Below are 15,776 nucleotides of genomic sequence, written 5' to 3' on the forward strand. Positions count from 1 at the left end.
CCGGCGGCGGTGAAGTTCACCGGTGAAGAGGTGGCTCAGTGCTTCTTGGCGCGGCGCTGCTTGGTGCGAATGGCGCTCAGCTCCTTGGCTTCCTTGAGCCGGTAGCTCTCGGCCTCGATCTCGATCACCTCGGCCCGGTGCACGAGCCGGTCGACGAGCGTGACGACGCAGGCGGCGTGCGGGAAGACCTGGCCCCAGTCGGAGAATGCCTTGTTCGTGCTGAGCAGGATCGGCTTCTGCGTGTCGTAGCGACGAGTGACGACCTCGAACAGCAGGTCGGCGTAGCGGCCGTCGTAGGAGAGATAGCCTACTTCATCGATGCAAAGAAGGGCGGGAACCGTGTAGCGATGCAGCCGGCGCGCGAGCGCGGCCGAGGACTCCTGCGCGGCGAGGTCGGCGAGCATGTCGCTCGCGGTCGAAAAGCGCACCGTGTGACCGCGGACGACGGCCTGGTGAGCGACGTTCTTCAGGATCATGGTCTTGCCGACGCCGTTGGGGCCGACGAGCACGGCGTTGTGGCCGGTGGTGATGAAGCCGGGAGCGAAGAGGTCGTCGACGGCCTCGCGGTCGATTTTTTTGGGCCAGGACCAGTCGAAGTCGGCCATGGGCTTGAAGGCGGCTACGCGGGAGTTTTTGATGCGGCGTTCGAGGCTGCGCTTGTGGCGCTCGCGCTCCTCGATGGCGAGCACCTCGCGAAGCCAGGGCTTGTCGGCGAGCTCCTCCCAGCACGCGAGCAGACCAAACAGGCCGAGGCCCTTCAGGCGGGCCTTCGTCTCGGCGGGCGTTAGATCGGTCATGGCGTCGGGTCCTTCTTCAGGGCGTCGTAGGTGGCGAGCGAATGCGGCGTGACGACGAGGGCGGCGTACTGGCCGCGCGTAACGGGGATCGAGACCGGAGGCGGCAGGTGGCGCTCGGAGCGGCGACGGTCGATCACCTGGCGCACGGCGCCGACGTGGATGGTGTCGCGCTCGAGCACCTCGACGAGCGCCTCTTCGAGCTCGGCGGCGCCGACGGCGTCGAGCAGGTGTAGAAGCCGGGCGATGGCGCTGCCGACGTTGTCTCCGCGCTCGGCGAGGATGCGCAGGAATGCCTGGCTGCTGCGGGCGGCGCGGGCGAGGCGATCGAGGCCGCGATGCTCGCGGGCGCGGCGCTTCTCGTCGACCAGGCGCTGGATGTGCACGGGCTGCTCGATCTGCTGGCCGCGGTCCCACGAGCGGACATGGGTCGCGAGGATCTCGTTGCCGTCGGCGATGCGCACTTGCTCGAGGTCGGCGAGGACGACGAGCGTGCGGCTCGTCCGGTCGTGGGGAACCGAGTAGTCGTTGAGATCGAAGCGCGCGTAGGGGGTCTTTCCGACCTCGACCTCGACGCGCTCGTGAGCTGGAAACGGCGTGTCGGGGGGCCCGAGCAGCACGCTGCGCTCGTCGTCGAAGGCCTGGCGCACGGTGCGGGCGCGGTCCTCGACCCAGGAGCGATCGAGCGCTGCGGAGCTGGTCCACTCGGTCGCTTGTCGGTTGAGGTCGTCGAGGTCGGCGTAGGTCCGGGCCTCGAAGAACGCCTCGCGGACGTAGCGGATGGCGCGCTCGACGCGGCCCTTCTCGTTGCCGCGGGCGACGGCGACAGGGCGCGGCTCGAAGCGGTAATGCCCCGAGAGCTCCAACAGCATGGGGTGGAACCGGATCGCGTCGCCGTGACGCTCCACGACAGCGCTCTTGAGGTTGTCGTAGAGCAGCACGCGCGGGACGCCGTCGAACTCGGCGAACGCCTCGACATGCCCGCGAACGAAGAAGGGCATCGCCGCGCTCGGGAAGAAGCGCAGGAAGATCCGCCGCGAGTAGCTGAGTACCATGACGAAGGCCCAGAGCGGGCGCAGCGCCCGGCCGACAGCCAGCTTGCCGAAGTGCGCCCAGTCGACCTGCGCTTGCTCGCCGGGCAGCGTACGGAGCCGCTGGAAGGCCTCCGCCGGCTTCTTGGGGCGGAGACGGCCGATCACCCGGCGCAGATGATCGGGACCGCCCGGATAGCCCCGCTCCTTGAGCATGCCGAAGAGGCGACTCGAGCGCAGCGAGGGATACTTGCCGAGCTGCTCGACGATGAAGGGCACGAACGGGTCGACCATCGACGGGCGGGGCGCGACGACCTTCGGGTCGACGCCCGCTTGCCCGAGCACGCGCTGCACGGTGGTGTGATGCAGCCCGAGCTGGGCGGCGATGGTGCCAATAGGCCACTTCTCGCCGTGGTAGAGGCGCAGGATGTCCGCCTCCTTGTCTTTGGCGATCACCGCCGCCTCCCATCACCGCGGAGGGCCTCGTGGGACGCGGGGAGCGCGTCGGTGAACAGCTGACCGAGCGCGCCGCTCGCGCATGGCCCAGGGCGGAAGCCGCGCTCCGCAGAGCGAGCAGCGGCCGACATCTCGGATCCGATCGTCATCGTTGTCCTTTCGGCCGGGGGTGATCTCCGGCGCGACCTGGGACATCGACGCGGCCGCGGCTTCCGTCACCACGTGATGCGTCACTTTCTGCGCGGAGAACTTGTCCCGCTGCCGGTCGCGGTACCGGGCCTGGCGAGCGGCATGGAGGCGGCGAGCGCGAAGCCGGCTCTGGTAGGCGGCGCCGGCGCGGCGGAGCGACTCACGACGCCGGAGCGGGCGGCAGTTGGAGCAGAGGCGCTGGCCGCGATCGCAGCGACGGCAGAACCGAAGCTGGACGCGGCAGCGGGCGCAGTGGGCGAGGCGGTAGGCGGGCGAAGGCAACGGGATCCATGACGCCGCTTTCTGGACCTGGAGCCCGGCTTGTGATGAAGGTGGGGCACTCCGGCAACGCGGAGCTCCAGAAGGCCCGAGGGTGGCAGCCCTCGGGCCTTCGACTTTTCGGCCGGCGCTACGTCTACGCCGCGGAGGCGAGCGCGGCCCAGATCGGCGTGGGTGCCGGCGGTGAACGGTGAACGCTGCCGATCATGGGGCCGCGGTCTTCACCGATCGGGCGCGGCACGCGATGATCACCGACACCATCAAGGAGTCGGCTCACAAAGTGCCCCAAAAGGCGCATCTACCGGGCGCGATAACACCCTGCGTGCCGCCAAGGCGGCCGGCGTCACCGTGGAGCAGCTGCTCGACGGGCTCGCTGTGGTCCATCGCTGCCCCACGTGCGGGAGGAGCGGATGAAGCCCCGGCGGAAGGGGGCCGGACGCCCGCCTGCCGCACGACATCCCCGGAAGAAGCCGACGATGGAGGCGATCCTCGCGGAGCGCCGCATCGTCCTGGCGACGCTCGCCGGCATGCCGAAGCGCGACCGCCGCGACGTGGAGGCCGAGGTGTTGCTCAACGCCTGGAACGCCGTCCGCCGGGGGCTCTATCGTCCCGACCCACGGGACAAGCCCAGCGACGCGCTCCGGAAGTGGCTCCACGGGATCGCGTGGCGCCTCGCCTCGCACTACGTCCACAGCGCGTACGTGCGCCGCGCCGTGCTCCATCCGTCGCCGCTCGGGTTGCTGCGCGAGCCCGTCGGCGTAGACATGCACGCCCAGATCGAGGCGCGTGAGGTGTTGGACGCCATGGCCGAGCTCCCGGACTGGCAGCGGGACGCGTTGCTCTCCGCGGACGACCCGTCGCGTACGCCAAGCAGCGCCGAATGAACCCGAGCACGGCGGCGTCGCGGCTCAGGATCGCCCGCGAGGCGCTCGCGCTGAAGCTCAAGAGGTGGCGATGAGCGCCGTCAATCGGAACAACTCACGGCCCACAGTGCTGTCGGCATTCGGCAGATAGATTAGCCCGCTTGCGGCGTATCGGGTTCCTCTTCTGCCCACTCAGGTCCTGAGTCTGGCTCGCGCAGTTCGTCTTCTCCAGGCGCATCCTTCAAGTAGAGCAGCAACCAATCTACAAGCGGACGATATGGATCGCTGACCTTGGACGCGTTATTTATGCGCTGGTCGACCCTCTTATGCGCGTACTCCAAAGCGCCCACGTACTCTTCACTTGCTCGGCTGCGATCTGGGATCAGATCGAACATGAAGGCACTAGTGCGCTTGGCTATCAGCTTCAGGAAGAGCCGTGCGACGCGGCCATTCCCGTCGTGGAACGGGTGAATGCGGAAGAACTCTTCGAGATATCGAGCACAGAGTCGCGCTAGCCTGTTCTTGTCCAGTTTATCGAAGCTGACGCACGCGAACACCCCCATGTGCATCTCTCGGAGCTTTGGCTCTATCTGGTCCGCCGGAGCCCCCTCTCTCTCGCGGCCACTTCTGCCGTACAACACAGGCGCGTCGCCGTTCTGGCGAAATTGTCCAGCAAAGGACAGACCTGTACGGCGGAATATAATGTTGTGAAGATACTTCGCCTGCCGCAGAAATCGATCGCAGTCGTCACCGAAACTCATTCGGTTTACGATCCGCTCTGCTTCCATATGGCCGTCGTACATCGACTTGAAGATCGCCCTGTGCTGCTCAACGCGAATTGCTCCGCCGTGGTGAGAGCACGCCAACTCAGCCAAACGCAAGTCGGTAAGCTTGCAGAACGGCTCCAGTTCGCAATCATGGCCATTCCAGCCATCGATGTATTTACGTCGACTATGGTCGCAACTACGGCACCGTTTGGCGGTCATCGTTGCCGTAGATGGAATATACGGATTCGGCGAGCTCCTCCATCGAGGAGTATCCAACGACTGGGATACGATCGATCTTGAACGTGCCAGGATCTTGGAGATGCTCTGGGGCCATCACGCGACGACTGGTAAACTTCTTTTTGAAATGCGTCCGAATCGCATCCGCGGGGATGTGCCGATGCATCTCTTTACAGGCGTCGATCCATGGCTGCTCCATGTGCGACTGCTGCCTCAAACTCCACGCGTCAAGCGCGCCGTAAATCTGCAGCGCCCACTTCATCGGACGCTCAACGCTCGCTGGGTACGTCCTGTACGGGCTAGGCTGAGGCGTAGGGATGGCGTCGCCGCCGTACTCCTTAAACGCCAGCCATACGTCCTTGTTGACAGGACCGTGCTTCCATGGCTGGAACAGCACAGGGCCGCCCAACGCAGCATCCACATCAAACGCCATGGCAGTACCGACGCAATAGAACAGCAGCTTCTGGAGTTTCAGATGGGTCATTGGATACCTGTATGGGCAGGTTTCCATGATCCACTCCGCCAATGTGATCGCCGGGTTCATTCGTCGCTCCAGGTCCGTGGATGGCACGGAGCGCTGGCCTCGGCACAGATTGTGCCTGGCGCTGTGATTAATGCTCGGGCGTTCAGTCCCGAGACTGTTAGGGTATACTAATAGAACCCGGCCACGGAAAGTGGGCGGATCATGATCCAGGTCGTTTCAGGTCCGGGCCTGACAAAACTGAGTTTTGCGGCCAGATCGGGCGCATCGGTCTAGCTGGTACACTTTGTGCGGTGCTGTCGGTGTGGCAGCAGACCCGGGTGAACTGCCCGGTCTCGTGTCCGTCGCACACCGAAACCGGCGAAGCCGAGCACGATCTCGGCGGCGCGCTGGGCGTCGAAGACGGCTTGCAGGGGCCATGGTCTGGTTCGGCCGTCTCGTTGAGCGGGCGAGTGGAACGGCACCGGCTACTGCGCGCCGTCCGGCGGGTCCCCGAACAGCGACAACTGGACCGGCTTCCTCGGCTTTGGTCGCCATGCGAACAGGTCGAGCTGACGGGATGGTTCTGGCGGAGGCGCAGCGGACTCGACGGCGGCAGGCGTCGCGGCTGCGACGGGCGCGAGGTCCGGCAGAGGGGCCACAGGGGCGGGCGCGATGGGAGGTGGTTGCGGGGCGGAGGGCGCCGACGGAGCGGACCCGCCCGGGAGCACCCGCAGCCATCCACGCCCGGCGGGAGGTGGTGGTCAATTTCGACCAGTCGAACCCTGGACGCCTTGTGGTGCCGGCGGTGGAGTTCCTCGGGCGACCCACCGGCACAGGTGTCGATGTGGTCACCTTCACCGCCGCGCCTCGGCAGGGCTGGAAGCCCTCGTTCCGAACCGCGGTAGACTGCCCTGAGGAGGATTCCCATGGAGTACGTGAAACTTGGCCGGACCGGACTGGATGTGTCGAGGATCTGCTTGGGCTGCATGGGTTTCGGCGTTCCCCAGCCGGGATTCCACCAATGGGTCCTCAGCGAAGAAGAATCCCGGAAGGTGATCCGCCAGGCCCTCGACCTGGGGATCAACTTCTTCGACACCGCCAACGTCTACAGCGCCGGCACCAGCGAGGAATTTGTCGGTCGGGCCCTGAAGGACCTGGCCCGCCGTGACCAGATCGTACTGGCCACCAAGGTCCACGGCCGGATGCACGAAGGCCCGAACGGCGCCGGCCTGTCCCGCAAGGCCATCCTCAGCGAGGTGGACAAGAGCCTCAAGCGGCTCGGGACCGACTACATCGATCTCTACCAGATCCACCGCTGGGACTACGGTACACCCATCGAAGAGACCATGGAGGCCCTCCACGACGTCGTGAGGGCCGGCAAGGTCCGCTATCTCGGCGCCTCGGCCATGCGGGCCTACCAGTTCCTCAAGGCGCTGAACGTCGCCGACCGCCGCGGCTGGACCCGGTTCGTCTCGATGCAGGACCACCTCAACCTGATCTACCGGGAGGAGGAACGGGAGATGCTGCCCCTGTGCCAGGAGGAAGGGATCGGCGTCATCCCCTACAGCCCCCTCGCGGGCGGACGGCTGACCCGCGACTGGAGCGAGACGACCGCCCGAGAACAGAGCGACCAGGTGCTCCACCAGAAGTACGACGCGTCCGCCGATGCCGACCGACCCATCGTCGAGCGGCTGGCCGACCTTGCCGCCCGCCGCGGCGTCCCCCGGGCGCAGATCGGCCTGGCCTGGCTTCTCCAGAAGGCCCCCGTCACGGCGCCGATCGTCGGCGCGACCAGGAGCTCCCACCTGGACGACGCCGTTGCCGCGCTGTCGGTCAAGCTGAGCGCCGAGGAGGTCGCCTCCCTCGAGGAGCCCTACGTCCCCCACCGGATCGTCGGGTACCAGTGAGGGACGTCCACCCTCGTCGCCATTGCTTCCTCCTTCGTCGCGGGGGGACAGGTAACCGGTCCCGACGAGGTCGTCACGATGGCGTTGGTCGGGCGAGATCCGCAGGCGCCGCGCGAATCAGGCTATTTGACCACTTCGGGTCAAAGTTGACCATTACCGAGCAGGGCGCCTGCTCGGCGACGTCCGTGGCGAGGCTTGCCCCCTTGCGTTGGGAGCCCCCGCGGGGCTCCCGCTCAGAGGTTCGCTGTCGTCAGCCAGTGGGGGTTCTTCGTCGTGCCGTCGTAGCGCTCCGTGGTCTTGAACTGCTCGTGTTCTCCTCTGGCCCCGAGCTCGGCGGTGCGCGCCAGGATCGCCGAGACGCGCTCGCTGCCGAGCGGCTGGAACGTGTAAGCCGCCTTGAGCGCCTGCTTGAGGACACCCAGGCTGTCGCAGCCGGTGATGACCACCGACGTCGGCAAGCTCATGGGATAGTGCAGGCAGGTTATCGGCGAGATCACGCCCGCCTTCGCGATCTCCCCGCCGGCGAACGGCTTCATCCCCAGCACCCCGATGCCCTGCTGCGTCAGCACCGGGAGCACCGCCTTCTCGAAGCTCCGGTAATGGGGATCCAGGACGTTGAGAGGCATCTGCACGGTGTCGAGCGGGACGCCCTGCCGCTCGGCCATCTTCAGCATGGCGAGGTGGATGTCCGGGTCCTTGTGCCCCGTGAAGCCGATGAACCGGATCTTGCCGGCCTTCTTCGCGGCCACGAGCGCCTCCATCGCGCCGCCGGGCCCGTAGATCTGCTCGGGATCGCTCATCCGGATGATCTCGTGCATCTGCACGAGATCGATGACGTCGGTGCGCAGCCGCCGGAGCGACTGCTCGAGCTGCGCCTCGGCGGTCGCCCGGGTGCGGCCGTCGAGCTTGGTCATCAGGAAGACCTTGCTGCGGTATCCGTCCTGGAGCGCCTTGCCCATGCGCTCCTCGCTCTTGCCGTCGTGGTAGTCCCAGCAGTTGTCGAGGAAGGTGACCCCATGATCGATCGCGAAGCGAACGATCCGGATGCTCTCCTGCTCATCCGTGGAGACCGCCATGTGGTAGCCGCCGAGGCCGAGGAGGCTGACCTTCACGCCGGTCCGCCCGAGGGTCCTCGTCGGCATCACGCCGCCCGCCGGTAGAGCGACGTCCTCTTCCTCTGGCGCCCCAGGGGAAGGGCCCTCGGGAGGCTCCGGAGCGCCCGCGCCCGAGGATGTAGCGTTTTGCCGCAGCTGCGCGCTCCCCGCACACGCGCCGAGCGCGAGGCTGGCGCCCGCGGCGTGGAGGAAGGTCCGCCGAGAAGGTCGCTTCGTCATGACAGGGCAACGCTCCTTTTCAGGGCGAAGCCCGATTGCAGGGGACATGCCATGCGAACACAGGCACGAGCCCACGTTCACGACCCAGGTGGTGACCGCTGGGGGGTGAAGGAGCTCATGGCCGTCCGAGCCGCGGCTGGGCGTGAGCAGCCCGGGGGGCGGAGCGCGAGGCGGTCAGCGCGGCCTGGTAGACCGTCTGGAAGCGAGCCTGCTCGGGCCCGAGCTCGGCGGCGCGTTTCAGCGGCTCGAGCGCCTGGTCCTGGTGGCCTTGCCGGACCAAGGCGAGACCCAGCGAGTGGAGCAGCTCGGCCTGCTCGGGAAGGTGGGTGATTCCGCGCCGGAGCAGCGCGACGCCGTCCGCGTCGCGACCGAGCTCGCGATAGAGATCGGCGAGGTTCACGTAGGTGGGGACGTAGCCGGGCTCGATGCGAAGCGCGGCGAGGTAGGCGTGCTCGGCATCGCGCGGCTTGCCCGTGCGGGTGAAGATCACGCCCAGGTTGTTCTGGGCCTCGGCGCGATCGGCATGGAGGGTTTGGGTGGCGACGTACTCGCGCAACGCCCCGTCCAGCGCCCGCGCGGCGCGATCGGGCAAGGCGTCGAGGTCGACGCCCGCGAGCACGCGCGCGGCTTCGACGCGCACACCGCGCACGGGATCGGCGAGGAGCGGCGCGGCGACGGCCGCGGCGTGGCGTGGGTCGTAGCCCTCCAGCGCGCTGAGCGCAGCGCGCCGTAGCAACGGGTCGGGATCGGCGAGCGTCGCGCCGAGAACGGCGAGCGACGCGGCCGTCGCTGCGGCGCGCAGCGAGGCGACCGCCGTCCCGCGCGCGATGGCGGGGAGGGCGCCGTCGGTCGCGAGCCGCTGGAGCTCAGCGACAACGGCCGGGTCACCGGGCGCGGTGCGTGCGAGAGCGAAGGCCTCGGTATAGGTCTGGTAGCCCCGCGCGGGGCGGCCGAGCCAGGCTCGCACGGCGTCGGCGGCCCAGCTCGCGGGCTTCTGAGCGTGGCAGTCGGTGCATGGGTTCGGGATCCCGAGGCGGACCGAGAGATCCGGCCGAGGCACCCGGAAGCCGTGATCGTGACGGACGTCGACACCCATGTACGTGCGCGCCGGCATGTGGCAATCGACGCAGCGCGGAGCGGCGGGCGCGCCGGGCGTAGCGCCGGCGTTCGCGGCGGCGGCGTTCGCGGCGTGGTGGTGATGCGCGGGGACATCGAAGCGCGCCGGCTCATGGCAGGACGCGCACACGCCGTTGCCCTCGGCGCGCAGACGGCCGGAGTGCGGCTCGTGGCAGTCGCTGCACGTCACGCCGGCATTCGCCATCTTGCTTTGCTGGAACGAGCCGTAGGTGAAGACCTCGTCGCTCATCACGCCGTCGGGCGTGTAGAAGGGCGCGGTCAGCAGCTCGAGCGCCACGCTGTCGAGCAGCGGGGCGCCGTGCCGGAACGGCTGCGAGAGCGTCTCGCGGCGGCTGTGGCAGAACGCGCACGTGGCGCTCTCGGTGCCGCTCGAGGGGCTCTTGGCAAGCTGCGCGGTGCCGCTGGGCAGCCGCGTCCACGTGGCGTCCTTGCGCTCGTCGAAGCGCACGTCGAGGCCCTTCGAGGGGTCCGGCGTCCTCGCCTCGGTCCAGTCGAGGTGGCGCGCGCCGCCGCCGTGGCAGCCTTCGCAACCGACGCTGATCTCGGACCAGGTGGTGGTGAAGTGATCCGCGGCCGCGTCATACCCTTTCGTTACGTGCGTCGAGTGGCACTCGGCGCACATGTGATTCCAGTTCTGGCTGGCGGCGGTCCAGTGCAGCACGTCGCCGGCGCGCACGCTCTCGCGCTCGTGCAGGTGATACCAACGCTGCCCACCGCGTGCCTGGGAGCGCGCGTCCCACGCAAACGGCAGCGCCTGCAAGCGCCCGCCCGGGCCAGCGACGAGGTATTGCTGGAGCGGCTCGACGCCGAAGGTGTACAGCACCTCGTAGCGGTGCAGCTGGCCGTCGGGGCCATCCGTGGTGACCCAGTATTTCCCGCCCTGGCGATCGAAGCGGTGGACCTGCCCGGCGTAACGCAGGCGCGCCCCGTCGAAGTTCCCGAGCACGGTGGCGGCGGTCGCGTGCTGCATGGCCCGCGCGTGCTGCGAGCCCTGCCACGCGGCGTGCTCCTCGGCGTGGCACGGCGCGCAGCGGTCGCTGCCGACGAAGCCGGCCGCCGCGCGCTCCGGCGAGCGCTCCGCCGGGCTGACCGGCGTCGCGGCAGCCGGCGAGGCCTCCGCGGCCCCGCCTCGCGCCGCCCCGGGTTTCACCCCCGAAGCGCTCGCCGTGGAGGCGTCGTCTGGCGTGAGCGACGACGCGCTCGTGGACGCGCGCCAGACCACGAGCCCGATGAGCGCCAGAATCAGGACAGCGATGGGCCACGAGCGAACGAGTCGGGAATCGGCCATGTGCAGAGCGGAGGTGAGCGCCGCCGCGAGACGCGGGTCGTGCAGAGACGCCCGGGTCTCGCGTGCGGCAGGGTGCGCGTTTACTCGGTGAGGATGACGCCGCGGGCGGTGGCGTACTGCGCCCACGCGGCGGCGAGCTCGGCCGCCACGTCCGGATGAGCCGCGGAAACGTCGTTGATCTCGGCGCGGTCGGTGGCCAGATCAAACAGGCTCCAGGCGCGCGGCGTCGGGCCATAGGGCGCGCTGAGCCACAGGAGCTTCCAGTTGTCGCGGATCACGTAGCGGTGGTTGCCGTGCTCCCAGATCAACGTCTCCCCCGGCGCGCGCAGGCCGGTCGCCCGATCTTCGAGCACCGGCAGGATCGAATGCCCGCTGATCGGCTCGACTTCCCTGCCCTTGTAGGTGCTCCCCGGGTTGGGAACACCGGCCAGCTCGAGCACGGTCGGCAGGAAATCGATCACGTGCGTGGTTCCGTCGAACTGCGGCCTGCTCTGGTGCTGTCCCGGCAGCCGTGCGATGGCCGGAACGGAGATGCCGCCTTCGGTCGTGTAGCTCTTCCACAGCCGGAACGGCGTGGCGCTCACCTCGGCCCAGCGGGGTCCGACGCCGATGTACGAGCCCGGTCGACCCAGGTTCTCGAGCGAGTTCTCCACCGTCCCGGAGCGGCTCGGGTCGGTGGCGGCGAAGCCCTCCCGATTGCCACCTTCCGCGCCGTTGTCGGACTGGAAGAAAATGAAGGTGTTCTCGTACTCGCCGACCCGCTTCAGGTACTGGATCAACCTGCCGATGTTGGCGTCGAGGTTCTCGACCATGGCGGCGTAGATCTCCATGCGCCGCGCCTCGTAGATCCGCTCCTCCGGCGTCAGATCTTCCCAGGTCTTCGGGTTGCTGCCGCCGCTCGGCAAGCGGGGATTCGGCGTGAACGACTGGGGGATGACGCCGCGGCTCTTGAGCCGCTCGAGGCGCCGCTCGCGGATGGCGTCGTAGCCCGCGTCGTAGCGGCCGCGGTACCTGTCGATGTACTCCGGCGGCGCCTGAAGCGGCCAGTGCGGCGTGGTGTACGTCGCGAACGCGAAGAACGGCTTGCCGTCGGCGCGGTTGCTCTCGATGTACTGGATGAGCTTGTCGGTGTAGAACTCGGTCGCGTAGAAGTCGCGCGGCGGCTGCGCATACACGCCGTCCTCGCGATAGAGCCGCGCCTGTGCGGTCGTCGGCGGGTCGGCGAACTCGTTGAAGAACGTCGCCACGCCGGGGAGCAGGACGTACGATTTCTCGAAGCCGCGCGCCGGAGGGCTCTGATCCTCCGTGTCGCCGAGGTGCCACTTGCCGGCGATGTACGTATGGTATCCGGCGTCTCTCAGGATCTCGGCGACGGACAGCGCGTTGTCGGTCAGGTGGCCCTCGTAGCCGGGCTGCCCTGCTTGCGGTCCAGTACCGCCGCCCATGCGGCCCAGCCCGACGGCGTGGCTGTCGGTGCCCGAGACCAGCATCGCGCGGGTCGGCGCGCACAGCGATCCGGAGCGGTGCCCGGTGAGGATGCGGCCTTCTGCGGCGAGCGTATCGAGGTTCGGTGTGGTGATCTCGCCGCCGAACGCGCCGAGGTCCGAGAAGCCGAGATCGTCGGCCACGATCGTGACGATGTTGGGCAACTCGACGATCGGACCGCCGCCGCCCGTGCCGCCTCCGCCGCCATCTCCGCCGCCCGTACCGCCGCCGCCTTCGCCGGTCGCGCCAGCTTCACCCGAGTTGCCGGAGTCGAACGTCGTCGCGAGCGAGGTTCCGCCGTCCTCCCGAAGGGACGCCTCGGCTCGCGCCCCGGCCAAAGGTCAGCCGGGCGCGCCACGAGAAGGGCGGACGCTGACGGTGATGAGCCGCGTGGCTCGGCCGTCACGACGAACGACGGCGCCGCACGTCACCGGGGACGCGGGGGCGCTGCTTCGGTCTTCTCCTCGCCGCAGCATGCGCCGCGGCGCATGCGGCTAACTACAGCAAGAACGACAAGCGCTTGTTCGACAGCACGCCTCCGAGCGAGCACCGAACGTCCGCATGGCCACGAGGCAAGGAAACATTCGTCCGTCATAACGGACATCGCGACGCTATACAAGACAATTCTCTCGTCGCGGAGCGGTGGTCCGAGGTCCTGCCAGAAAAGCCGGTCGATATCGTCGACGACGACGCGTCCGGGCAGCGGCGGCTCACCGGAATCCCGCGGTCGCTCCTCACGATCGTCACCTGGTGGAGCGCCTCGGGCAGCGACGGCCAGAAGTCCCAGTTGTTGTCCGCGCTGCGCATCCCGGTCCGGGGGTCGCGCTTGACGGCGTGGTTGAGGTCGGGGAAGCGCAGCGGGTCGCGGAAGAAGATCAGCCGCTCGATCCTCGAGCGCCACGGCGGCCGGCTCTGGGCCGAGCCCAACCCTGTACTCGGCGCGACGTTTCGCTTCGAGCTGCCGGCGGTCGAAGGAGCCTGAGCGACGCGGACGGCGATGAGAGGCCGCGGACCCTCGTGTCCGCGGCCCTCGCGCTCACGACTGGATGAACTCCAGCAGATCCGGATTGACGACGTCCGGGTTGATGGTGCACAGGCCATGCCCCAGGCCCTTGTACACCTTGAGCGTGCCCTTCTTGAGCAGCTTGATCGACAGCAGCGCGGAATCCGCGATCGGCACGATCTGGTCGTCGTCGCCGTGCATCACGAGCGTGGGCACATCGATCTTCGCGAGGTCGTCGGTGAAATCGGTCTCCGAGAACGCCTTGATGCAGTCGTAGTGCGGCTTGATGCCGCCCATCATGCCCTGCCGCCACCAGTTGTCGACGACCCCCGGCAGCGTCTTGGCCCCTGGACGATTGAATCCATAGAACGGCCCTTCGGGCACGGCGCGGTAGAACTCCGCGCGGTTCGCGACGAGCGCGGCGCGGAACCCATCGAACACCTCGATGGGAAGGCCACCGGGATTCTTGTCGCTCTTGACCATGATCGGCGGCACGGCGCCGATGAGCACGGCCTTGGCCACGCGGCCGTCCTGCCCGTGCTTCGCGACATAGCGCGCCACCTCACCGCCGCCCGTGGAGTGGCCGATGTGCACCGCGCCCTTGAGACCGAGGTGAGCAGTGAGCTGCGACACGTCGCTGGCGTACGTGTCCATCTCGTTGCCGTCGAAGGTCTGCGACGAGCGCCCGTGACCGCGACGATCGTGCGCGATGACGCGGAAGCCCTTCGCAAGGAAGAACATGAGCTGCGCATCCCAGTCGTCTGCCGACAGCGGCCAGCCGTGATGGAACACCAGAGGCCGGCCGCTGCCCCAGTCCTTGTAGAAAAGCTCGACGCCTTCTTTGGTCTTGAAAATCGGCATGTGGCGCTCCTTCTATCTATCGAATGGCGTGACGCAGAAACGAGGCCACCTGTTCGGCGGCGAGCTGCGGGTACTGATGCTGGGGGGCGTGCTCCGACTCAGGATACACGGCCAGATGAGCGTTGGGGATCTTGCGGTTCAGCGCGAACCAGTTGTCCACGGCGGTGCTGATGTCGTTGTCGCCGCTGATGATGAGCAGCGGCGTCCGCGTGACCATCAGCTTCTGCAGCCGCCCGGCCTCATCGGCGTGATATTCCTCGGCCGCGACGACGGAGAAGCGCTATGTGACGCCGGAGAGCCCGGCGTCGCTCGGCACCTTCGACGCCGTGCTGCTGAGCCACGATCATCACGCCGACAACCTCGACCTGGCCGGGCGTGCGCTCGTCGCCGACGAGGCGCGCGTCGGCCGGGTGGTGACGACGGTGCCGAGCGCGCGGCGACTCGCCATGGTCCGGGCTACGCGCCGCAGGCCCACGAGGTGACCGGCTTCCTCGTCGACGTGGACGACGGCCCGCGCGTCTGGATCTCCATCGCTCTGGATGGGCGCACTTCCGGCAGTCCGAGGGCAACCTCCGCGGCGCGTTCGTCGCCGCCGGCCTCGAGGAGCGGACGCGCTTCCTCGAGCTCGGCGGCACGCTCGAGCTCTGACGCACCTGTCGCTCTCGAGGGGTGCTTGACTCCGGCAGCCGGCGCCTCTATGACATTCGCACATCTAGATACATGAATACATGAGTCTTTCCGAATACATCGAGACGCTGAACCTCCTCGGGGACGAGAGCCGTATCCGGCTCTGCGTGCTCCTCCGCGAGCGCGAGCTGCGGGTGACGGATCTGGTTCGCGTGACGGGCATCGCGCAGTCGCGCGTCTCGACGCACCTCGGGCGCCTCCGCGAGGCGGGGTTCGTGCGGGATCGGCGCCAGGGGCCGCAGTCGTTCTATGCGCTCGCGGTCGACACCCTGCCCGGGACCGCGAAGGCCCTCCTCGATGAGGCCACGAAGTCGCCCGACCCGACCCTGGAGGGCGACCAGCGGCGCCTCCTCGAGCTCGACGCCGAGCGGCGCGGCGGCCTCCCCGAGTCCTTCGCCGGCGAGATGGAGCGGCACTACTCCCCGGGCCGCACGTGGCAGTCGCTCGCTGTCGGCATCGCCGCGTTGCTCCGCCTCGGCGACGTCCTCGACGTCGGATCGGGCGACGGCGCGGCGGCCAGCGCGCTCGCGCCTTACTGCCGCTCGCTCACGTGCGTCGACTCGAGCAGCCGGATGATCGAGGCCGCGAGAGAGCGGTTCTCGACCCAGCCCCACGTCCGCGTCCAGGTCGCCGATGTCCACGCGCTGCCGTTCGGAGACGCCTCCTTCGACTCGGTCCTCGTGTTTCACACGCTGACCTACGCCGAGGACCCGCCGCGGGCGCTGGAAGAGTGCGCCCGCGTGCTCCGCCCGGGCGGTCGGGTGGTCATCCTGTCGCTCGACGCGCACCAGCAGCGGGAGATCACCGTGCCCTACGGCGAGCGCCACCCCGGCTTCTCGCCCTCCGACATCCGGGCCATGCTCACCCGCGTGAAGCTCGATGTCGCCGCGTCCGAAGTCGCCTGCCGCGAGACAAAGAAACCCCATTTCCAGGTCGTGCTCGCCATCGCCGACAAGCCGACCCCCGGTCCCTCCAAGAGCGCCAAGCGAGGCTGA

At 68.3% G+C, this 15,776-nt stretch carries 13 protein-coding genes and 2 pseudogenes; 5 read left to right on the forward strand and 10 right to left on the reverse strand.

Annotated features, from left to right (window positions below; translation table 11 throughout):
* Positions 1 to 35: 35 nt before the first annotated feature.
* The gene (locus WMF46_RS41375) at positions 36 to 797 is read right to left on the reverse strand and encodes an ATP-binding protein (RefSeq protein ID WP_437982261.1); all 762 of its coding nucleotides are present in this window, start codon (positions 795 to 797) and stop codon (positions 36 to 38) included.
* Positions 794 to 2,281: an IS21 family transposase gene (gene istA, locus WMF46_RS41380; RefSeq protein ID WP_437982262.1), complete on the reverse strand. Its 1,488-nt coding sequence runs from the start codon at positions 2,279 to 2,281 to the stop codon at positions 794 to 796. The genes WMF46_RS41375 and istA overlap by 4 nt, the downstream gene beginning before the upstream one ends.
* Positions 2,282 to 2,760: 479 nt before the next feature.
* Between istA and WMF46_RS41385 the strand changes: the two genes are divergently transcribed.
* Positions 2,761 to 2,943 carry a hypothetical protein gene (locus WMF46_RS41385; protein WP_437982263.1) on the forward strand — a complete coding sequence of 61 codons (183 nt, stop codon included), beginning with the start codon at positions 2,761 to 2,763 and terminating at the stop codon, positions 2,941 to 2,943.
* Positions 2,944 to 3,159: 216 nt separating this feature from the next.
* Positions 3,160 to 3,707 (forward strand): annotated as a pseudogene (locus tag WMF46_RS41390) (RNA polymerase sigma factor).
* A 57-nt stretch (positions 3,708 to 3,764) separates the two neighbouring features.
* On the opposite strand, the gene WMF46_RS41395 reads toward WMF46_RS41390, so the two are convergent.
* The gene (locus WMF46_RS41395; RefSeq protein WP_437982264.1) at positions 3,765 to 4,598 is read right to left on the reverse strand and encodes a Fic family protein; all 834 of its coding nucleotides are present in this window, start codon (positions 4,596 to 4,598) and stop codon (positions 3,765 to 3,767) included.
* On the reverse strand, positions 4,576 to 5,160 hold the full coding sequence (locus WMF46_RS41400) for a Panacea domain-containing protein (RefSeq protein ID WP_437982265.1): 585 nt from the start codon (positions 5,158 to 5,160) through the stop codon (positions 4,576 to 4,578). Before WMF46_RS41400 ends, WMF46_RS41395 begins: the two co-directional genes overlap by 23 nt.
* 845 nt (positions 5,161 to 6,005) lie before the next feature.
* On the opposite strand from WMF46_RS41400, the gene WMF46_RS41405 reads away from it, so the two are divergent.
* Positions 6,006 to 6,986: an aldo/keto reductase gene (locus WMF46_RS41405; RefSeq protein WP_437982266.1), complete on the forward strand. Its 981-nt coding sequence runs from the start codon at positions 6,006 to 6,008 to the stop codon at positions 6,984 to 6,986.
* 233 nt (positions 6,987 to 7,219) lie between these two features.
* Here WMF46_RS41405 and WMF46_RS41410 read toward each other — a convergent pair whose 3' ends face one another.
* The 6 genes and pseudogenes from WMF46_RS41410 to WMF46_RS41435 all read right to left on the reverse strand — a co-directional run bounded on the left by WMF46_RS41410 (position 7,220) and on the right by WMF46_RS41435 (position 14,311).
* Positions 7,220 to 8,320 carry an aldo/keto reductase gene (locus WMF46_RS41410; RefSeq protein WP_437982267.1) on the reverse strand — a complete coding sequence of 367 codons (1,101 nt, stop codon included), beginning with the start codon at positions 8,318 to 8,320 and terminating at the stop codon, positions 7,220 to 7,222.
* A gap of 115 nt (positions 8,321 to 8,435) precedes the next feature.
* A complete protein-coding gene (locus WMF46_RS41415; protein ID WP_437982268.1) occupies positions 8,436 to 10,745 on the reverse strand; it encodes a multiheme c-type cytochrome in 2,310 nt (769 codons plus the stop codon).
* 80 nt (positions 10,746 to 10,825) lie between these two features.
* Positions 10,826 to 12,568, reverse strand: coding sequence for an arylsulfatase (locus WMF46_RS41420; RefSeq protein WP_437982269.1), 1,743 nt, complete (start codon positions 12,566 to 12,568; stop codon positions 10,826 to 10,828).
* 364 nt (positions 12,569 to 12,932) lie between these two features.
* Positions 12,933 to 13,109 (reverse strand): annotated as a pseudogene (locus WMF46_RS41425) (catalase); the annotation flags it as partial.
* 157 nt (positions 13,110 to 13,266) lie between these two features.
* Positions 13,267 to 14,094 carry an alpha/beta fold hydrolase gene (locus WMF46_RS41430; protein WP_437982270.1) on the reverse strand — a complete coding sequence of 276 codons (828 nt, stop codon included), beginning with the start codon at positions 14,092 to 14,094 and terminating at the stop codon, positions 13,267 to 13,269.
* A 16-nt stretch (positions 14,095 to 14,110) separates the two neighbouring features.
* Positions 14,111 to 14,311, reverse strand: a complete 201-nt coding sequence (locus tag WMF46_RS41435; protein ID WP_437982271.1) for an alpha/beta fold hydrolase — start codon at positions 14,309 to 14,311, stop codon at positions 14,111 to 14,113.
* A 67-nt stretch (positions 14,312 to 14,378) separates the two neighbouring features.
* On the opposite strand from WMF46_RS41435, the gene WMF46_RS41440 reads away from it, so the two are divergent.
* On the forward strand, positions 14,379 to 14,576 hold the full coding sequence (locus WMF46_RS41440; RefSeq protein ID WP_437982272.1) for a hypothetical protein: 198 nt from the start codon (positions 14,379 to 14,381) through the stop codon (positions 14,574 to 14,576).
* Positions 14,577 to 14,822: 246 nt separating this feature from the next.
* Positions 14,823 to 15,776: an ArsR/SmtB family transcription factor gene (locus WMF46_RS41445; RefSeq protein ID WP_437904926.1), complete on the forward strand. Its 954-nt coding sequence runs from the start codon at positions 14,823 to 14,825 to the stop codon at positions 15,774 to 15,776.

The organism is Sorangium sp. So ce117, assembly GCF_051524395.1.
Lineage (GTDB): Bacteria > Myxococcota_A > Polyangia > Polyangiales > Polyangiaceae > Sorangium > Sorangium cellulosum_B.

Excerpts from the sequence above, each read along its gene's own strand:
- WMF46_RS41400 (WP_437982265.1), bottom strand. The coding sequence starts at position 5,160 with ATGAACCCGGCGATCACATTGGCGGAGTGGATCATGGAAACCTGCCCA.
- WMF46_RS41375 (WP_437982261.1), bottom strand. The coding sequence starts at position 797 with ATGACCGATCTAACGCCCGCCGAGACGAAGGCCCGCCTGAAGGGCCTC.
- WMF46_RS41405 (WP_437982266.1), top strand. The coding sequence starts at position 6,006 with ATGGAGTACGTGAAACTTGGCCGGACCGGACTGGATGTGTCGAGGATC.
- WMF46_RS41410 (WP_437982267.1), bottom strand. The coding sequence starts at position 8,320 with ATGACGAAGCGACCTTCTCGGCGGACCTTCCTCCACGCCGCGGGCGCC.
- WMF46_RS41445 (WP_437904926.1), top strand. The coding sequence starts at position 14,823 with ATGAGTCTTTCCGAATACATCGAGACGCTGAACCTCCTCGGGGACGAG.
- WMF46_RS41415 (WP_437982268.1), bottom strand. The coding sequence starts at position 10,745 with ATGGCCGATTCCCGACTCGTTCGCTCGTGGCCCATCGCTGTCCTGATT.
- WMF46_RS41395 (WP_437982264.1), bottom strand. The coding sequence starts at position 4,598 with ATGACCGCCAAACGGTGCCGTAGTTGCGACCATAGTCGACGTAAATAC.
- WMF46_RS41430 (WP_437982270.1), bottom strand. The coding sequence starts at position 14,094 with ATGCCGATTTTCAAGACCAAAGAAGGCGTCGAGCTTTTCTACAAGGAC.
- WMF46_RS41435 (WP_437982271.1), bottom strand. The coding sequence starts at position 14,311 with ATGGTCACGCGGACGCCGCTGCTCATCATCAGCGGCGACAACGACATC.
- WMF46_RS41385 (WP_437982263.1), top strand. The coding sequence starts at position 2,761 with ATGACGCCGCTTTCTGGACCTGGAGCCCGGCTTGTGATGAAGGTGGGG.